Source organism: Pseudomonas sp., from assembly GCF_030147005.1.
Classification (GTDB): Bacteria; Pseudomonadota; Gammaproteobacteria; order Pseudomonadales; family Pseudomonadaceae; genus Aquipseudomonas.
In genome coordinates, this window is record NZ_JASLAW010000137.1 from 1 (window position 1) to 17,492 (window position 17,492).

Genomic DNA, 17,492 nt, shown 5'->3' on the forward strand with positions numbered 1-17,492 from the left:
AGCTTGCTCCCGCTGGGCCGCGAAGCGACCCCAGAAAATGGGACTGCTGCGCAGTCCAGCGGGAGCAAGCTCCCTCGCCACGGTAAAGCGCTCCTCCTTAACTGACTGGCATTAGAGCAGGCCCGGTCCCATATCGGATTGTCTCTGTATGAAGAATTGAGTCTCTTTATTGAGACTGCGCAATGCCCAGCGCCACCATCTTCTTGTACAGCGTCGACCTGCCTAACCCCAACCGCTTGGCTGCCTCCACCACATTCGCATCACACGCCTCGAGCGCCGCTGCAATCACTTGCCGGTCAAAGCGCTCCCTGGCGGCGTTGAAGGTTTCTCCCTCCAACGCCATCGTCGTGCTGCGCTCAACCGGGGCAAAGGTGCCAATCGCCGCGTGAATCTCGTCGGCATTCAACACCAGGTCATCACTCAACAAGGCTGCCCGTTCCAGCACATTACGCAGCTCGCGGATATTTCCCGGCCAGGCATGCCGGCCCAGTAGCGCCAGGGCGTCGCGGTCCAGTTCATGCCGGCTGCGCAGTTCTTCAAGGATCGCCTCGCTCAATGCCGGAATATCCTCCAGCCGCTCACGCAGTGGCGGCACCTGGATCGGCAGTACGTTGAGGCGGTAATACAGGTCTGCGCGGAATTCGCCGCGCTTGATCGCCGCCTCCAGGTCCATGGACGTGGCGGCAATCACCCGCACATCGCTGTGCAGCATCTCGTTGGAACCCACCGGTTCGAATTCCTTTTCCTGCAACACCCGCAATAACTTGCTTTGCAGCGGCAGCGGCATGTCGCCGATTTCATCCAGAAACAGCGTGCCACCCTGGGCGATCTGGAATTTGCCGGGGCGGCCCTTGCGGTCGGCGCCCGTGAAAGCGCCCGGAGCGGTACCGAAAAATTCGGCTTCGAGCAGGTCATGGGGAATCGCCGCGCTGTTGATGCTGACGAACGCCTTGTGCGCTCGAGGCGACGCGCCATGGATGGCCTGGGCGAGCAACTCCTTGCCGGTGCCGGTTTCGCCCAGCAGCAGCACTGGCGATTCGGCGCTCGCACTGCGCCGCGCACGACGCTTGACTTCAAGGCTGGCGGCGCTGGTGCCGATAAAATGCGCGAAGTTGTATTTGCTTTGCCGCGAGCGCAACAGCGAGCGGGTGGACGCCAGCTCCTGCTGCATGCTCAGGTAGCGCTCGATCAGCGGCGACAGGTTGCGCAGCTCATCGAACAGCGCAAACCCGATCGCCCCGATCACCGCGCCCGCGTCGTCGTGGATCGGCAGGCGCATTACCACCAGCGGGCCCTTGGGCGTGTCCTGGATATCCAGCAGAATCGGCCGATCGTCGCGCACCACCTGGCGCAGCAGGCTATTGGAAATCACCTGTTCGCAGGGTTGGCCGATGGCCTGCTCCGCGCTCTTGAGGCCGAAACGCTTGGCGTAGCGCTCGTTCATCCAGACGATATTCGCGTCGCGGTCGACAATCACCGTGCCTTCGCTGGACTGCTCGATGATCTCGAACAGCGACTGAATGGCCAGGCCGCGAACCTGTTGGTAATCCTTGAGGCTGGTGCTCATGGGTACAGAATCCTGTAGGAGCGAGCGTGCTCGCGAAGCTCGTCAACGATAACGCGGCGCTTGTGAAGGAACCTGGGGTATTCAATTTCTTCGCGAGCAAGCTCGCTTACAGGGGAATGTGCGCCGCTGCCAGAAGCTCCTGGGTGTAGGGGTGTTGGGGTGATTCAAAGACAGCGTGGCTCGCCCCGTGCTCCACCACTTTGCCGTCCTTGATCACGATCATATCGTGGGCCATCGCACGCACCACTGCCAGGTCGTGGCTGATGAACAGGTAGGTCAGGCCGTATTTTTCCTGCAGCTCGCGCAACAGGGCCACCACTTGTTTTTGCACCGTACGGTCCAGCGCCGAGGTGGGCTCATCCAGCAGCATCAGCGCCGGCTTGAGCACCAGTGCACGCGCAATCGCGATACGTTGACGCTGGCCTCCGGAAAACTCATGGGGGTAGCGATGACGGCTGGCGGGGTCGAGGCCCACATCCTTGAGTACCTGGATCACCTGCGCATCGCGGTCGGCCCGGCTGCACGGGGCATGGACTTCCAGGCCCTCGCTGATGATCTGCTGCACCGACATGCGCGGGCTGAGGCTGCCATAGGGGTCCTGGAACACCACCTGCATCTGCTTGCGCCACGGGCGCATCTGCTGATGGTTGAGCGGGTCGAGGGCCTGCCCCTGGAAGCGGATGCTGCCAGTGGAGTCCAGCAGCCGCAAAATCGCCTGGCCGAGGGTGGACTTGCCCGAGCCGGACTCGCCGACAATCCCCAGGGTCTTGCCACGTTCTACGCTCAGGCTGATGCCGTCCACGGCGCGCAGGTAGGTCTTGGGCCGAAACAGCCCGCCGCCGAGGCGGAACTGCACCGTCAGGTCATCGACCTGCAAAACGGTCTCGCGCGCGTCGCTGCACAGCGCGTCACCCGAGGGTTCGGCGTCCAGCAGCAGGCGGCTGTAAGGATGCTGTGGCGCAGTGAACAGCGTTTCGCAATCGGCCTGCTCGACGATTTCCCCGGCGCGCATCACGCACACCCGCTGGGCAATGCTGCGCACCAGGTTGAGGTCATGGCTGATCAGCAGCAACGACATGCCCAAACGTTGCTGCAAGGACTTGAGCAACAGCAGGATCTTGCGCTGCACGGTCACGTCCAGCGCGGTGGTGGGTTCGTCGGCAATCAGCAGCTCCGGCTCGCAGGCCAGGGCCATGGCGATCATCACCCGCTGGCGCTGGCCACCGGAGAGTTGATGCGGATAGGCCTTGAGCCGCTCCTGGGGTTTCTGAATGCCCACCAGGTCGAGCAGCTCGAGAATACGCGCCTGCGCCGCCTTGCCGCCCAGGCCTTTGTGCAGCAGCAGGGTTTCGCCGATCTGCTTTTCGACCGTATGCAGTGGGTTCAGCGAGGTCATCGGTTCCTGGAAAATCATCGCAATGCGGTTGCCGCGCAGCTTTTGCAGGGCCACCGGCGACGCGCCCATCAGCTCCTTGCCGCGATACTTCACCGAGCCGGTGCTTTGCGCGCCGGCTTCGGGCAGCAGTTGCAGGATCGAATGGGCGGTCACCGACTTGCCCGAGCCCGACTCGCCAACCAACGCCAGGCATTCGCCGGGGCGCACGTCCAGGTTCACATTGCGCACCACGGCCTGGCCGCTGAACGCCACGCTGAGGTCACGGATTTCGATCAGGTTCATACGCAATCACTCATGAGCGAGGGTCGAAGGCATCACGCAACGCCTCGCCGATAAACACCAGCAGCGACAGGATCAGCGCCAGTGTGAAAAACGCCGTCAGGCCCAGCCACGGGGCTTGCAGGTTCTGCTTGCCCTGGGCGATCAACTCACCCAGCGAAGCACTGCCGGCCGGCATGCCGAAGCCGAGGAAATCCAGGGCGCTCAAGGTTGAAATCGCCCCGGTCAGGATGAACGGCAAATAGCTCAAGGTCGCGGTCATGGCATTGGGCAGGATATGCCGGGCAATGATCTTGCCGTCGCCCAGGCCCAGGGCGCGGGCGGCCTTGACGTATTCCAGGTTGCGCCCGCGCAGGAACTCGGCGCGCACCACATCCACCAGTGCCAGCCAGGAAAACAGCGCCATGATGCCCAGCAGCCACCAGAAATTCGGCTCGACGAACCCTGACAGGATAATCAGCAGGTACAGCACGGGCAGGCCCGACCACACTTCCAGGATGCGTTGCCCGAGCAAGTCCACCCAGCCGCCGTAGTAACCCTGCAGCGCCCCGGCGGCGATGCCGATGGCGGCGCTGATCGCGGTTAATGCCAGGGCAAACAGGATCGACACCCGCGCGCCGAAGATCACGCGCGCCAGTACATCCCGCGACTGGTCATCGGTGCCCAGCCAGTTCACCGTCGACGGTGGGCTGGGGGCAGGGCGGGTCAGCTCGTAATTGGGCGTATCGTCGCTGAACGGGATCGGTGGGAACAGCATCCAGCCGCCGTCCTGCTTTATCAGCTGTTGCACGTAGTCGCTGCGGTAGTCGGCCTGGAACGGCAACTGCCCGCCGAACTGCTGCTCGGTGTAGCGCTTGAACACCGGGAAATACAGCTCGTTCTTGAAGCTGAGCACCAACGGCTTGTCATTGGCGATCAACTCGCCGCCGAGGGTCAGTAGAAACAGGCCGATGAAGAGCCACAGGGACCACCAGCCGCGACGGTTCTTCTTGAATCGCTCGAAACGCCGACGGGCCACGGGAGACAGGTTAAGCATCAGGCGTTCCTCGCGGCGAAATCGATACGCGGGTCCACCAGGGTGTAGCAGAGGTCGCCGATGAGTTTTATCAAGAGGCCGAACAGGGTGAAGATAAACAGCGAACCAAATACCACCGGATAATCTCGCGAGACGGCCGCCTCATAGCTCATGCGGCCCAGGCCATCGAGGGAGAAAATGACTTCGATCAGCAACGAACCGGCGAAGAACACACTGATGAAGGCCTGGGGAATCCCGGAAATCACCAGCAGCATCGCATTGCGGAACACATGGCCGTAGAGCACACGGCGTTCGCTCAACCCCTTGGCGCGCGCGGTCACCACGTACTGTCGCGTGATTTCGTTGAGGAACGAGTTCTTGGTGAGGATGGTCAAGGTGGCGAAGCCGCCGATCACCAGTGCCGTTACCGGCAAGACCAGATGCCAGAAGTAGTCGGCGATCTTGCCCACAGTGGTCAGTTCTTCGAAGTTCTCCGAAACCAGCCCACGCACCGGGAACCAGTTCAGCGAGGTACCTCCGGCGAACACCACGATCAGAAACATCGCGAACAGAAACGCCGGCATGGCATAGCCGATCACGATGGCGGTGCTGCTCCATATGTCAAAGCTGCTGCCATGGCGCACTGCCTTGCGTATCCCCAGGGGGATCGACACCAGGTATGTAATCAGGGTGGCCCACAGGCCCAGGGAAATGGTGACCGGCATTTTTTCCAGGATCAGGTCGATCACCGTCGCGCCGCGAAAGAAGCTGTTGCCGAAGTCCAGTTGGGCGTAGCTCTTGAGCATCAGCCACAGGCGTTCCGGCGCGGGCTTGTCGAAGCCGTACTGCTTTTCGATGTCTTTGATCAGTTTCGGGTCCAGGCCGCGGCTGGCCCGCGAGCCGCTGATGCCTTCGCCCGCAGCCCCTGCGACACCGCCCCCGCCGATGCCTTGCAGGTGGGCAATGGCTTGTTCGACCGGGCCGCCCGGCGCGGCCTGCACGATCACGAAATTCACCAACAGAATGATCACCAGGGTGGGGATGATCAGCAGCAGGCGTCGCACGATATAGGCAAACATCAGCGCGCACCCCCGCGTTTTTCCAGCTCGACTCGCATCTGCTCGTTGGTCAATGGCGTGGGGCTGACTTCCCACCAGGTTTCCAGGGCTTCATCGTTTTTCGCCTCGATGGCCGGGCGGCCGAAGCGGTTCCACCACGCCGCAGAGGTGCCGGGCGGGTAGTAGTTGGGAATCCACAGATAGCTCCATTGCAGCACCCGGTCCAGCGCGTGGGCGTAGGTGAGCATCCGCGCCTGGGTGTCAGCCTTGACCAGCCCCTTGAGCAGGCTGTCGACGGCCGGGTCCTGGAGCGCCATGTAGTTGTTGGCACCCGGATCGAACGCGGCGGCGGAACCGAAGAAGTTGTACAGCTCCATGCCCGGCGATGCCGTGACCGGAAAACCGGTGACGATCATGTCGTAGTCCCGTGCCATCAAACGATTGACGTATTGGGAGGAGTCGATGCGACGGATATTCAACGTGATGCCGATTTGAGCCAGGTTGCGTTTGTACGGCAGCAACAGACGTTCCAGGCCCGCCTGGGCATTGAGAAAGGTGAACTCCAGCGGCTCGCCTTCGGCGTTGACCAGCTTGTCGCCTTCAGGCTTCCAGCCCGCTTCCTGCAGCAGGGCCAGGGCCTGCAACTGCTTGTCGCGGATCATGCCGCTGCCATCGGTGACGGGCGCCTTGAACACCTGGGTAAAGACTTCATCGGGAATCTGCCCGCGCAAGGGTTCAAGGATGGCCAGTTCTTCCTGGGTCGGTAACTGGGTGGCGGCGAGCGGGCTATTGGAGAAAAAGCTCTGCTGGCGAATGTACAGGTTGCGCATCATCTGCCGGTTGGCCCATTCGAAATCCCATAGCATGGCCAGGGCCTGGCGCACGCGGCGATCCTTGAACATCGGTTTTTGCACATTGAACACATAGCCCTGGGCCGGTTGCGGCATTTGCTTGGCCAAATGCGCGCGCTGCAGGCGGCCATCATCGAGGGCCGGGCCGTTGTAGCCGATGGAGTAGCCCGTGGCGGAAAACTCTCGATTGAAGTCGTAGGCTCCGCCGCGCAGCACTTGGCGCGCCACTTCGGTGTCGCCGAAATATTCCAGGCTCAGGTGATCGAAGTTGTACAGGCCACGGCTGACCGGTAAATCCTTGCCCCACCAATCGGGGTCGCGGGTAAAGGTGATGGTGCTGCCGGCGTCGATCTTGCTCACCTTGTACGGACCGCTGCCCAGGGGGGCTTCATAGCCGCCGCCGTTGGCGAAATCGCGGGTCTTCCACCAATGCTCAGGAAACACCGGCAGGGTGGCGATATCCAGGGGCAGGGTGCGGTTTTCATTGCTGGAGAAGTCGAACCGCACCTGGCGCTCGCTTTCGACTTCGACATGCTTGACGTCGGCGAACAGCGTGCGAAAGCGCAGGCTGCCTTGGGTCATCAATAACTCGAAGCTGTAACGCACATCTTCGGCGGTGATCGGTTTGCCGTCGGCGAAACGCGCCTTGGGATTGAGGTAGAAACGCAGCGACAGACCGTCGTCGGCGCGTTCGATCTTTTGCGCGACCAGGCCGTAAACCGTGTAAGGCTCGTCCAGGGAGCGCTGGGCCAGAGGTGCATAGAGCCAGCCGTCGACCTGGGAAACACCGATGCCTTTGTCGATATACGGCAACACATGGTCAAAACGCCCGATTTCCAGGGCGGAGCGGCGCAGGCTGCCGCCTTTGGGTGCATTGGGGTTGGCATAGTCGAAATGGCTGAAGCCGTCGGGGTACTTGGCCGGCTCGCCGTACACCGTGAGGGAGGCTTGTGGCGCCGCGATCACAGCGGTGTTGGCCATAAACAGGATCAGAGTGATGCTGAACAGTCTGGGAGAAGCCAATCGCATTATCAGCCTTGGGCGCGGATGAACAAGAATAGAGAGCTGTACGTTAACGGCTTAAGCGTCGTCAGTCATCACATGCACAACGGCCCGCCAAAAAGGCGGGCCGTTGTTTACCGCAGCACAGACAGGATCAGTCCTGGCGGCTGGTGACTTCCAGCAGGTGATAACCGAACTGGGTTTTCACCGGGCCTTGCACGGTATTGACCGGGGCGCTGAAAACGACGGTGTCGAATTCCTTGACCATCTGGCCTGGACCGAACGAACCCAGGTCACCGCCTTGACGGCTGGACGGGCAGGTGGAGTTGTCTTTGGCGACTTGTGCGAAATCAGCGCCGCCTTCAATCTGGGTCTTGAGTTCGTTGCACTTGTCTTCAGTGGAAACGAGGATGTGGCGGGCGGTGGCTTTGGCCATGGGAAATAACTCCTTAAGTGAAAAACGGTGAGCCTACCGGATTCAGGCGGTTATTTCCCGGCAAAGTTCCCACTACTTGCCCGAGCGTTGTCTGAGCGGATCAGTCACCGTCTGGCGCGCCGGTTTCAGCCCAAAACGATGTAGTCGTTTTGCTGGACGATGGGGGCGTGCAGACCCTTGACCAGATGAATATAACGGCCGTCCACCAGGTCGATGGGCAGGCAATCGTCGATATCCATGACCGCGTCGGTGTGAGCCTGGGACCAGTGGCGCAACAGGTGCTGCTTGCCTTTGCTCATCGCTTCGCGTTTGTCGCGCGCGACCAGCAACAGGTAGTGATGAGCCTCGCCGAAGCTGTTGGCCTCATAGCCGCCGAGGTTGATGAAATACAAGTGAGGCGCTTCGCCGTGCGGCGCCAATTGGCTGAATTCGACCTTCCAGCCGTCGACGCCATCGACCGCCATCCACGAGTCGATGTGCATGCCCTTGGGGCTGCCAAACCAGGCGTCGCGCAATTGCGGGTAGGTGGCTTGCAGCGTATCCGCCACGGCAAACGCCACGTCGTGTACTTCGATCCTGGCCCTGGGGTGCTTGCCCCCGAGCATGACAACAAACAGCATTGCGGATGATTCCTGGCGATTGATCAGAGGCCAACCATACTGCGATTGAACCCTTTTGTCCGGTCAATGCCACACTGTTAATTCGCGAACTCATCAGGAGGTTGTCATGCGTACTATCGATCTGGCCGGCGTTCCCGTGCCTGTCATTGGCCAGGGAACCTGGCGGATGGGCGAAGACCCGAACCAGCGCCGCGCCGAAGTCGGTGCATTGCAACTGGGTATCGACGAGGGCCTGACTCTGATCGACACCGCCGAAATGTATGGCGAAGGCGGTGCGGAGGAGGTGGTCGGCGAGGCCATAAAAGGCAGGCGCGACCGGGTATTCCTGGTGAGCAAGGTGTATCCGCACAATGCCGATCGCACAGGCGTGCCCCGCGCTTGCGAAGCGAGCCTCCAGCGCCTGGGCACCGACTACATCGATCTGTATCTGCTGCACTGGCGCGGCCAGCACCCCCTTGAAGAAACCGTCGAAGCATTCGAGCGTTTGCGCGAAGCGGGCAAAATCGGCCGGTGGGGTGTTTCCAACTTCGATGTGGCAGACCTGCAGGAATTGGCGTCCCCCGCGTGTGCGACTAACCAGGTGCTTTACAACATCGAAGAGCGTGGCATTGAGTTCGACCTGCTGCCGTGGTGGCAACAGCACCATTTACCATTGATGGCTTACTGCCCCATTGCCCAGGGCGGTGAGCTGTTGGCAAGCCCGACGCTCAAGCAGATCGCCCATCGTCATGAGGCCACACCCGCGCAGTTCTCCCTCGCCTGGGTCCTGCGTCAACAGGGCGTGATTGCCATCCCCAAAGCCGTGACGCCCGAGCACATACGGCAAAATGCCGCTGCTGCAAAGTTGGTGCTGGACGAACATGACCTGGACGCGATCGATCGCGTGTTTGGTGCGCCCAAGCGCAAGCACCCGCTGGCAATGGTGTAGAGGTGTCGGGAACGGTGCCTTCCCTGCACCGTTCCCACACCCGTCGCGGTTAGCCGGCCACCGGGCTGCGCCAGTCATCCGAGCCGGAAGTGCCGGCTACTTCATGGGCCCAGACGATCTTGCGATAGCTGAAATACACATCCTCCAGATGGGTGAAATGGGCGTTGGCCGGGTCCTGGCAGTTGGGCATGCGCGACTGGATGTCCACAATCGTCGCGCCTTCCAGTTCAACGGTGAAGTAGTGCTCCTGGGTGCCTGCCGAAGAGGTACGAAACCACTCCAGCCGGCAGGACACTTCTTCCCCCGAGGTCAGTGCGCTGAATAGCAGGGGCGAGGATTTGTCGAAGACCTTGCTGATCATCAGCGGCTTATGCACACGCTGGCCGGTAGGCTGCCCCGATTGCGGATCGCGGGGAATGATCACCTGATGCGCAAACGCCTGTACGAGGATCTGATCCTCATGGCCTTCCTGATAAATGTTTCCTACCGAGTCCTGGGTGAATGTACCTGCGGTGATCAAGCCTTGTTTGACACCGGTGACGGAGAGGTACGCGGGCGTTGGCATGACGGGTTATCAGCCTGCCCGGATGCTCACGTATTGCTGTACAGCGAGTTCGCGTTGTCTCGTCGCCTGCGGCATGAACGCGTGGTGAGGGTGTATTCGTTTGAGGTGGATACCGGCAGCCAGATCGCCTTTTTCACCATGGAGCTGCTGCATGGCATGACGCTGGACCGACTGCTTTTGGAGTGTCCCGATGGATTGCCCTGGCCGCAGCTGCAACCGCTTGCCCTGCAACTGCTGGATGCCTTGGTTTACGCCCACCAACATAACGTTCTGCATGGCGATATCAAACCGGCCAATGTCATGGTGGGTGAAGAGGGCGTGCGCTTATTCGATTTCGGCCTCGGGCAGTCAGTGACGCAGACTCCCACGGACGTGGCGAGTGTGAGCCGCAGCCGCCTGGGTGCCTGGACTCGCGCTTATGCGGCGCCTGAATTACTGGCAGGTGGCGCGTTGACGCCCGCCGCTGACCTCTATGGCGTGGCGTGTGTCCTCTACGAGCTGGCCCATGGGAGTCGCCTGGGGGTTCGCCAACCGGGCCATAGATTGCCCCGACCCCGGCAGTTGCCCCGGCGTTGCTGGCCGGCACTGCGCGCCGCTTTGGCGGATGACCCGCAACGCCGGGCTTTGACGGTTGCCGAACTGCGCGAGGTTATCGGTTGCAGGCGGCCTCGCTGGTACGGCTAGCCGCGGCGTCAACCGGCCAGGTCATGCAGTTGGCAGTAGTCTGCCCAACTCATGCCGGCCATCTGTGCGACTTCCTTGTGCACCTCAAGGCGCTGGGATTCGAAGGCGTCGCGGGACTCGGCAGTCAGCTTGAGGGTCAGCTCCCAGGCAAACAGGCCTTCGCGCTCGGCCTGCGCCTCGAAAGCCTCATACAGACGCTCGGTACGATACTGCGCCACGGTTTCCCCTCTGGCCTGGGCAGCCAGTGGGTTGAGGCTGTCGAGCTCAGCGGTTACATCCGGATGTTCGTGCAGGAACCGGTCCAGTGCGCGTTGATAGTTATCGCCAGGTGCTGACAACGCCAAGCCCTCAGTGAGAGGGATGGGAGTCGACGTCGGGCGCGTGCCCGCCGAGGTGGCGCCGAGCGCGCTTGCGCGACCTGCGCTGGATCCAGCGTTGCAACGGAGCCAACAAAAAGAACATCAGGTAGGCGACGAGCACTAACGTCAAGTCTATCCAGGTCTCAGCGACGGGCCCGGTAAACAGTTCGATGACGTTCTTGATCACAAACAACAACACCACACTGCACAACCACAACAGGATGGTGACAAATAGGGGACGCATAGTGCTGGACCGCTTATCGTGCATGGTAATGCTCTCTCTCCTTTGTGCCTGTTTTTCGTCCAGGCGATATTCCCTGAGTCGGAACTCGGTGCTATCCGGGTTGTAACATCCTTTAACAAACGAAAACGCAGCGGATCATACCGGCTCAGACAGGTTTAGGGGACCGATCACGTCGGAAAGTTCGATTTTTCATCTAGGGATTTGTACCGCCCCCCGGGTTTTTTGCCCTGGGCGTCCGTGGAAAGCGCAAAAAGCTTTTGCTTCGGGTAACGGCGCGTATGGCGCTGATGCGTATTCCGGCGCTGATCTGCGTTTTGGTGGGCCATTGAGGCGAGCGCAGTTCTCAATGACGACGCCGTTCAATTGTGGGAACTGTCGAGCCCCAGCGAGGCTGCGAAGGCGGCGGTACAGTCAACCTGTCCATCGCCTGCCCCACCGCTTTTGCACCCTCGCTAAAGCTCGACAGCTGTGCCAGCACCCGGATAAGCGCTGGCCGCTCAGACCGCCCCGTAGCCCCGATTGGTGCGCTCGATCTCTTCCATCAGCCGTCTAACCGCTCTAACCGTGCACGGTAGTCATGGTCCCAGGGATGAAAGCCTGGTTTGAATAGTGCAGCCACGGCCGCAGCATGCGCGGGAAAACGCCCCCTGGGCGGTACAGAAACTTGAGCATGCGCCAGCACCTCTTCAGGTACCCACCCGACTTGAGCAGCGCCGCACTAGCGTTGCTGAACTCCAGTACGAACTGCTGATAGATCGCGGTGGTAAAGGTTTGCAAGCCGATGATCGACAGGGCGCCAAACTCCACCAGCATGTGCAACGCAATCAGCAGCGCTCCCGGTCGCAATCAACAGGCGCACATGGAAGTCGAACACCACCAGCCAAAAGAGCAGCGTGGTAAACGGCATGGTGCCGGTGCGCAGCATGTAACGCTTGGAGCCGGGCTTGATTACGCTGTTCCACGCATCGAAGGTCACCGCTTTATGTTCGATTTCTTCCAGGACGTGCCAATACCACATCTGCCGATAGCCCTCGAGTGAGCCGCTAAAACGCGACGGATCGCTCAGCAGGATTTCCGCGAGCATCGCGGTGTAGTGTTTTAGGCGATGGTCACCGCGAGGCTACAGGACGGTGGCAGGTGTTTCTTTTGCAGGTCGAGGAAGAATTTCAAGCGCCGGCCGAGGCGGTGCGCCGGCAGGCCCGCCGCTTGCAGCAGGTCGTTGCAGGCCACGTGTTCACGGCTGTGCATGGCCTCCTGGCCGATAAAGCCCTGGGTGGGGGTTGGCAAGCCAGCCCCCACATTTTTCAGACCGCGTTAACATTGACCCAGCGTTCCTCAAGGGCGGCCTGGCGAATCGCCGTTGCCAGCCGCTCCACCGCCCACGCCGCTTCAAAATCAGTGCCATCCGCGCCTTGCCCCGCCAGCGCCATGATCAGCTCCTGCACTTCCAGCGTCTTCAACTCGTTGTACCCCAACTGATGCCCCGCCGCCGGGCTGAACGCGGCATAACCGGGCAGGGCAGGGCCGGCGAGCAGGCGCTGGAAACCGTCCTGGCCGGCGCGGCACAGGCGCAGTTCGTTCAAACGCTCCTGATCGAACGCCAGCGTGCCCAGGGTGCCGCTGATTTCAAAGCTCAGGTGGTTCTTGTAGCCATGCTTGAGCCAACTGCTGCTGACCGTGCCGCGCGCGCCGTTGGCAAACCGCAGCAGGGCATGCGCCTGGTCATCCACGGCGATGGTTTTCAGTGCGGGGCTGCCGTTGACGGCCGGCCGTTGAGCGTGGACGGTCTGGGTATCGGCGCACACGCTGATTACCTCGCCCACCAGGTAACGTGCCATCGACAACAAGTGGCTGCCGAGGTCCGCCAGCGCGCCGCCGGCGTGTTCCACCTCACAGCGCCACGACCAGGGCGAGGCCGGGTCGGCCATGAAGTCTTCGCTGAACTCGCCCTGGAAGCTGATGATTTCGCCAAGCTCGCCGCCGGCAATCATCTGTCGCGCCAGCACGATCATCGGGTTGTGCTGGTAGTTGTAGCCCACACGCGTCACCACCCCGGCCGCACTGGCAGCTCGACGCATGGCATCGGCCTGTTCCAGGCTGACTGCCAGCGGCTTCTCGCAATACACCGCCTTGCCCGCCGCAATCGCAGCCATGGCCATGGGGTAGTGCAGGTGGTTGGGGGTGGTAATGGCCACGACATCGACCTTGGGGTCGTTGATCAGCGCCTGCCAGTCGGCATGGGCCTGGGCAAACCCCCAGGCGCTGGCGCAACGCTGCGCACGCTCGGTGTCGGCATCGGCCAGAGCAGCCAGGTTAAGCGTGACCGGGAGTTCGAATACTGCCCGAGCGTTGTTGAACGCCAGCGCGTGGGCGCGCCCCATGAAGCCTGTGCCGATCAAGCCGATTCCGAGTTCACGCATTGCCGTGGTCCTTTGGATTATTGTTTAAAGGAAGCGTATTAATGGAATAAATATTCCCGAAACTCAATAGATGGAATAAAAATTCATTAAGGCGCGTGGGACACAACAGCGCGTTTCAACATCATCATTTCAGCTGATGCCGCTATATTCAGCCGGTGGCCAAACGCCGCCAGTTAACAAAAGATAACGTAGCGCCGATTGTCAGACGATTCCAAAGCCCGATAGGATGGCCCGTGCTGGCTTGCGGCGCTCTAGATTGCAGGTTTCAGCGCCCCCACAAAGCAACACGACCTAACAATAATAAATGGGAGAAGGTCTATGAGTGAGCCTGTCATGGGTTGGGTTGTTTGCCGCCCACGCGCCGCACGCAAGGTTGCGTTGCTGGCCACAGCGCTCTCGCTGTTTGGAGCCGTCGCATTATCCAGCGTCGTCCACGCCGCCGGCGATGCCTCTGCCACGGCGGTATTTGCGATTGAATCCCCCAAGGCCGCCAAAGGCCTGATGATTGACGTGGCCCACGCCGGCCAGCGCCTGGTGGCGGTGGGCGATCGCGGGCACATCCTCTATTCCGACGACCAGGGCAGCACCTGGACCCAAGCCAAAGTCCCCACCCGGCAACTGCTCACGGCGGTGTTTTTCGTCGATGCCGAGCACGGCTGGGCGGTCGGCCATGACGCGCAGATCCTTGCCAGCAGCGACGGCGGCGCCACCTGGACCCAGCAATACCAGGACCTCAAGCGCGAAGCGCCGTTGCTCGACGTGTGGTTCAACGACGCCAATCACGGCCTGGCCGTGGGCGCCTACGGTGCGCTGATCGAGACCACCGACGGGGGCCAGACCTGGGAGGACGTCAGTGACCGCCTCGACAACGAAGACCAGTTCCACCTCAACGCCATCGCCGCTATCAAGGACGCCGGCCTGTTTATCGTCGGCGAGCAGGGCAGCATGTTCCGCTCCAGCGATGACGGCCAGACCTGGGAAAAACTCGAAGGCCCCTATGAAGGCTCGTTGTTTGGCGTAATCGGCACCGCTCAACCGCAGACGCTGTTGGCCTACGGCCTGCGCGGCAACCTTTACCGTTCCACCGACTTTGGCGGCGCCTGGGAGCAGGTCGAGTTGAATGCGGCCCGCGGCGCCCTTGAATTCGGCCTGTCGGGGGCGACCTTGCTCGATGACGGTTCCATCGTCGTGGTGGGCAATGGCGGCAGCGTGGTGGTCAGCCATGACGACGGCCAGACCTTCAGCGTGTTCAACCGCCCGGACCGTATTTCGCTTTCGGCGGTGACCGCATCAGGCAACGGCAATTTGATTCTGGCCGGACAGGGTGGTGTTCGCGTCGCCATGCCCACCGGCGCAGAGCTGCTCCTAAATAAAGAGCCAAAATAAGAAGAAGGCGGGAAATATGAGCAGTCATCACAACGATAAAGCGACCTTTCTTGAGCGCCTGATCTTCAATAACCGCCCGGCAGTGATCATCATTTGCCTGCTGGTGAGTGTCTTCCTGTTCTGGCAGGCGACGCTGATTCGCCCGTCCACCAGCTTTGAAAAGATGATCCCCCTCAAGCACCCCTTCATCGAAAAGATGATGGAGCACCGCAATGACCTGGCCAACCTTGGCAACACGGTGCGCATTTCTGTGGAAGCCAAGGACGGTGACATCTTCACCAAGGAGTACATGGAGACCCTGCGGCAGATCAACGACGAGGTGTTCTATATCTCCGGCGTCGACCGCTCGGGCCTCAAGTCGCTGTGGAGCCCCAGCGTCCGCTGGACCGAAGTGACCGAAGAAGGCTTTGCCGGCGGTGAAGTGATCCCGCAGAGCTACAACGGCTCGCCGCAAAGCCTGGATCAACTGCGCAACAACGTGCTCAAGTCCGGTCAGGTCGGGCGCCTGGTGGCCAACGACTTCAAATCGAGCATCGTCGATATCCCGCTGCTGGAGTCCTACCCGGACCCGCAGGACCAAGGCACATTGATCGCCCTGGACTACCAGAAGTTTTCCCATGAGCTGGAAGACAAGATCCGCAACAAGTTTCAGGCGCAGAACCCTAACGTACAGATCCATATCGTCGGTTTCGCCAAAAAGGTCGGTGACCTGATCGACGGCTTGATCATGGTAGTGCTGTTCTTCGGCGTGGCGTTCGCCATCACCCTGGTGCTGTTGCTGTGGTTCACCAACTGCCTGCGCAGCACCATCGCCGTGCTGAGCACCACCTTGGTGGCCGTGGTCTGGCAACTGGGCCTGATGCATGCCGCCGGTTTCGGGCTGGACCCGTACTCGATGCTGGTGCCGTTCCTGATCTTCGCCATCGGCATCTCCCACGGCGTGCAGAAGATCAACGGCATCGCCCTGCAATCGGGTGAGGCGGACAACGCCTTGACCGCCGCACGGCGTACCTTCCGGCAACTGTTCCTGCCGGGGATGATCGCGATTCTTGCCGATGCGGTGGGCTTCATTACGCTGCTGATCATCGACATCGGCGTGATCCGTGAACTGGCCATCGGCGCATCGATCGGCGTGGCGGTGATCGTGTTCACCAACCTGATCCTGCTGCCCGTGGCTATTTCCTACGTGGGCATCAGCAAGCGCGCCATCGCCAAGAGCAAGAAAGACGCAAACCGCGAGCATCCGTTCTGGCGCCTGCTGGCGAAATTCGCCAGCCCCAAAGTCGCCCGTGTATCGGTGCTGCTGGCCCTGGTCGCCTTTGGCGGCGGCCTCTGGTACAGCCAGAACCTGAAGATCGGCGACCTCGACCAGGGCGCGCCGGAACTGCGCCCGGACTCGCGCTACAACAAAGACAACAACTTCATCATCAGCAACTATTCCACCAGCTCCGACGTGCTGGTGGTGATGGTCAAGACCAAGGCCGAAGGCTGCTCGCGCTACGAGGCCATGGCGCCTATCGACCAGTTGATGTGGAAAATGCAGAACACCGAGGGCGTGCAGTCGGCGATCTCGCTGGTGACCGTGTCCAAGCAGATGATCAAGGGCATGAACGAAGGCAACCTCAAATGGGAAACCCTGTCGCGCAACCCGGACGTGCTGAACAACTCCATCGCCCGTGCCGATGGGCTGTACAACAACAATTGCTCGCTGGCGCCGGTGCTGGTGTTCCTCAACGACCACAAGGCCGAGACCCTCGACCGCGCGGTGCATGCGGTGCAGGAATTTGCCAAGGAGAACAACAAGGACGGCCTGGAATTCATCCTCGCCGCCGGTAATGCCGGGATCGAAGCCGCCACCAACGAGGTGATCAAGGAGTCGGAGCTGATCATCCTGATCCTGGTCTACCTGTGCGTGGCGACCATGTGCATGATCACCTTCCGCTCCTGGGCGGCGACCCTGTGCATCGTGCTGCCGCTGGTGCTCACCTCGGTGCTGGGCAACGCGCTGATGGCGTTCATGGGCATCGGCGTCAAGGTCGCAACCTTGCCGGTGGTGGCCCTGGGCGTGGGCATCGGCGTGGATTACGGCATCTATATCTACAGCCGCCTGGAGAGCTTCCTGCGCGCCGGTCTGCCGCTGCAAGAGGCTTATTACCAGACGCTCAAGTCCACCGGTAAAGCCGTACTGTTTACCGGCCTGTGCCTGGCCATCGGCGTGTGCACCTGGATCTTCTCGGCAATCAAGTTCCAGGCCGACATGGGCCTGATGCTGACCTTCATGCTGTTGTGGAACATGTTCGGTGCGCTGTGGCTGTTGCCGGCACTCGCGCGGTTCCTGATCAAGCCGGAAAAGCTCGCGGGGCAAAAGGGCAATTCATTGTTCGCGCACTGAGCCGGCGGCGCACATCGTCCAAAAAATGTGGAAGGGCCCCTGAGGCCAGTCACTCAAGAAGGAGCGCTGTACTGTGGCGAGGGAGCTTGCTCCCGCTGGGTCGCGAAGCGGCCCCTGAAAATGGGACCGCGGCGCAGTCCAGCGGGAGAAAGCTCCCTCGCCACAGTTCACCCGCTTAAATGACTGGTATCAGGGCAAACGCCCACCCTCATTGGTTTGTGCCGCCAGCCAGCGTGGGGCCTATCATGGGCGCTTTGCCGTAGATGATTGACTGCCGACACCCTGACCTC

The 17,492-nt window shown here is 61.2% G+C and carries 14 protein-coding genes and 4 pseudogenes; 4 read left to right on the plus strand and 14 right to left on the minus strand.

The window, feature by feature from the left end:
• Positions 1 to 166: 166 nt before the first annotated feature.
• From Q1V60_RS12585 to Q1V60_RS12615, 7 genes are all read right to left on the minus strand, one after another.
• The gene (locus tag Q1V60_RS12585) at positions 167 to 1,567 is read right to left on the minus strand and encodes a sigma 54-interacting transcriptional regulator (RefSeq protein WP_300630698.1); all 1,401 of its coding nucleotides are present in this window, start codon (positions 1,565 to 1,567) and stop codon (positions 167 to 169) included.
• A gap of 106 nt (positions 1,568 to 1,673) precedes the next feature.
• Positions 1,674 to 3,245, minus strand: coding sequence for an ABC transporter ATP-binding protein (locus Q1V60_RS12590; protein WP_300630701.1), 1,572 nt, complete (start codon positions 3,243 to 3,245; stop codon positions 1,674 to 1,676).
• Positions 3,246 to 3,255: 10 nt separating this feature from the next.
• Positions 3,256 to 4,278 carry an ABC transporter permease gene (locus tag Q1V60_RS12595; RefSeq protein ID WP_300630704.1) on the minus strand — a complete coding sequence of 341 codons (1,023 nt, stop codon included), beginning with the start codon at positions 4,276 to 4,278 and terminating at the stop codon, positions 3,256 to 3,258.
• On the minus strand, positions 4,278 to 5,336 hold the full coding sequence (locus Q1V60_RS12600) for a microcin C ABC transporter permease YejB (RefSeq protein ID WP_300630707.1): 1,059 nt from the start codon (positions 5,334 to 5,336) through the stop codon (positions 4,278 to 4,280). Before Q1V60_RS12600 ends, Q1V60_RS12595 begins: the two co-directional genes overlap by 1 nt.
• A complete protein-coding gene (locus Q1V60_RS12605; protein ID WP_300630710.1) occupies positions 5,336 to 7,195 on the minus strand; it encodes an extracellular solute-binding protein in 1,860 nt (619 codons plus the stop codon). Before Q1V60_RS12605 ends, Q1V60_RS12600 begins: the two co-directional genes overlap by 1 nt.
• Positions 7,196 to 7,322: 127 nt before the next feature.
• Positions 7,323 to 7,604: a peptidylprolyl isomerase gene (locus Q1V60_RS12610; RefSeq protein WP_300630713.1), complete on the minus strand. Its 282-nt coding sequence runs from the start codon at positions 7,602 to 7,604 to the stop codon at positions 7,323 to 7,325.
• 125 nt (positions 7,605 to 7,729) lie between these two features.
• A complete protein-coding gene (locus tag Q1V60_RS12615) occupies positions 7,730 to 8,224 on the minus strand; it encodes a DUF1543 domain-containing protein (protein ID WP_300630716.1) in 495 nt (164 codons plus the stop codon).
• A 106-nt stretch (positions 8,225 to 8,330) separates the two neighbouring features.
• On the opposite strand from Q1V60_RS12615, the gene Q1V60_RS12620 reads away from it, so the two are divergent.
• A complete protein-coding gene (locus Q1V60_RS12620; RefSeq protein ID WP_300630719.1) occupies positions 8,331 to 9,152 on the plus strand; it encodes an aldo/keto reductase in 822 nt (273 codons plus the stop codon).
• Between the two features lie 49 nt (positions 9,153 to 9,201).
• On the opposite strand, the gene Q1V60_RS12625 is transcribed toward Q1V60_RS12620, so the two are convergent.
• Positions 9,202 to 9,717 carry an Hcp family type VI secretion system effector gene (locus Q1V60_RS12625; RefSeq protein WP_300630722.1) on the minus strand — a complete coding sequence of 172 codons (516 nt, stop codon included), beginning with the start codon at positions 9,715 to 9,717 and terminating at the stop codon, positions 9,202 to 9,204.
• Positions 9,718 to 9,723: 6 nt separating this feature from the next.
• On the opposite strand from Q1V60_RS12625, the pseudogene Q1V60_RS12630 reads away from it, so the two are divergent.
• Positions 9,724 to 10,401: pseudogene (locus Q1V60_RS12630) on the plus strand (serine/threonine-protein kinase); the annotation flags it as partial.
• Positions 10,402 to 10,409: 8 nt separating this feature from the next.
• Here the strand turns inward: Q1V60_RS12630 and Q1V60_RS12635 are convergent.
• The 6 genes and pseudogenes from Q1V60_RS12635 to Q1V60_RS12660 all read right to left on the minus strand — a co-directional run bounded on the left by Q1V60_RS12635 (position 10,410) and on the right by Q1V60_RS12660 (position 13,424).
• Positions 10,410 to 10,739 carry a DUF6388 family protein gene (locus tag Q1V60_RS12635; RefSeq protein ID WP_300630725.1) on the minus strand — a complete coding sequence of 110 codons (330 nt, stop codon included), beginning with the start codon at positions 10,737 to 10,739 and terminating at the stop codon, positions 10,410 to 10,412.
• Positions 10,740 to 10,749: 10 nt separating this feature from the next.
• Positions 10,750 to 11,004: a hypothetical protein gene (locus Q1V60_RS12640; protein ID WP_300630728.1), complete on the minus strand. Its 255-nt coding sequence runs from the start codon at positions 11,002 to 11,004 to the stop codon at positions 10,750 to 10,752.
• Positions 11,005 to 11,501: 497 nt separating this feature from the next.
• Positions 11,502 to 11,709, minus strand: a pseudogene (locus Q1V60_RS12645) (metal-dependent hydrolase); the annotation flags it as partial.
• Positions 11,710 to 11,835, minus strand: a pseudogene (locus Q1V60_RS12650) (hypothetical protein); the annotation flags it as partial.
• Between the two features lie 10 nt (positions 11,836 to 11,845).
• A pseudogene (locus tag Q1V60_RS12655) lies at positions 11,846 to 12,276 on the minus strand (metal-dependent hydrolase); the annotation flags it as partial.
• A 32-nt stretch (positions 12,277 to 12,308) separates the two neighbouring features.
• The gene (locus Q1V60_RS12660; protein WP_300630731.1) at positions 12,309 to 13,424 is read right to left on the minus strand and encodes a Gfo/Idh/MocA family oxidoreductase; all 1,116 of its coding nucleotides are present in this window, start codon (positions 13,422 to 13,424) and stop codon (positions 12,309 to 12,311) included.
• Positions 13,425 to 13,757: 333 nt separating this feature from the next.
• On the opposite strand from Q1V60_RS12660, the gene Q1V60_RS12665 reads away from it, so the two are divergent.
• Together Q1V60_RS12665 and Q1V60_RS12670 are read left to right on the plus strand one after the other, a co-directional pair.
• Entirely contained in the window at positions 13,758 to 14,810 is a 1,053-nt protein-coding gene (locus Q1V60_RS12665) for a YCF48-related protein (protein ID WP_300630737.1), read from the plus strand.
• A 16-nt stretch (positions 14,811 to 14,826) separates the two neighbouring features.
• Positions 14,827 to 17,202: an RND family transporter gene (locus Q1V60_RS12670; protein WP_300630734.1), complete on the plus strand. Its 2,376-nt coding sequence runs from the start codon at positions 14,827 to 14,829 to the stop codon at positions 17,200 to 17,202.
• Positions 17,203 to 17,492 lie beyond the last annotated feature (290 nt).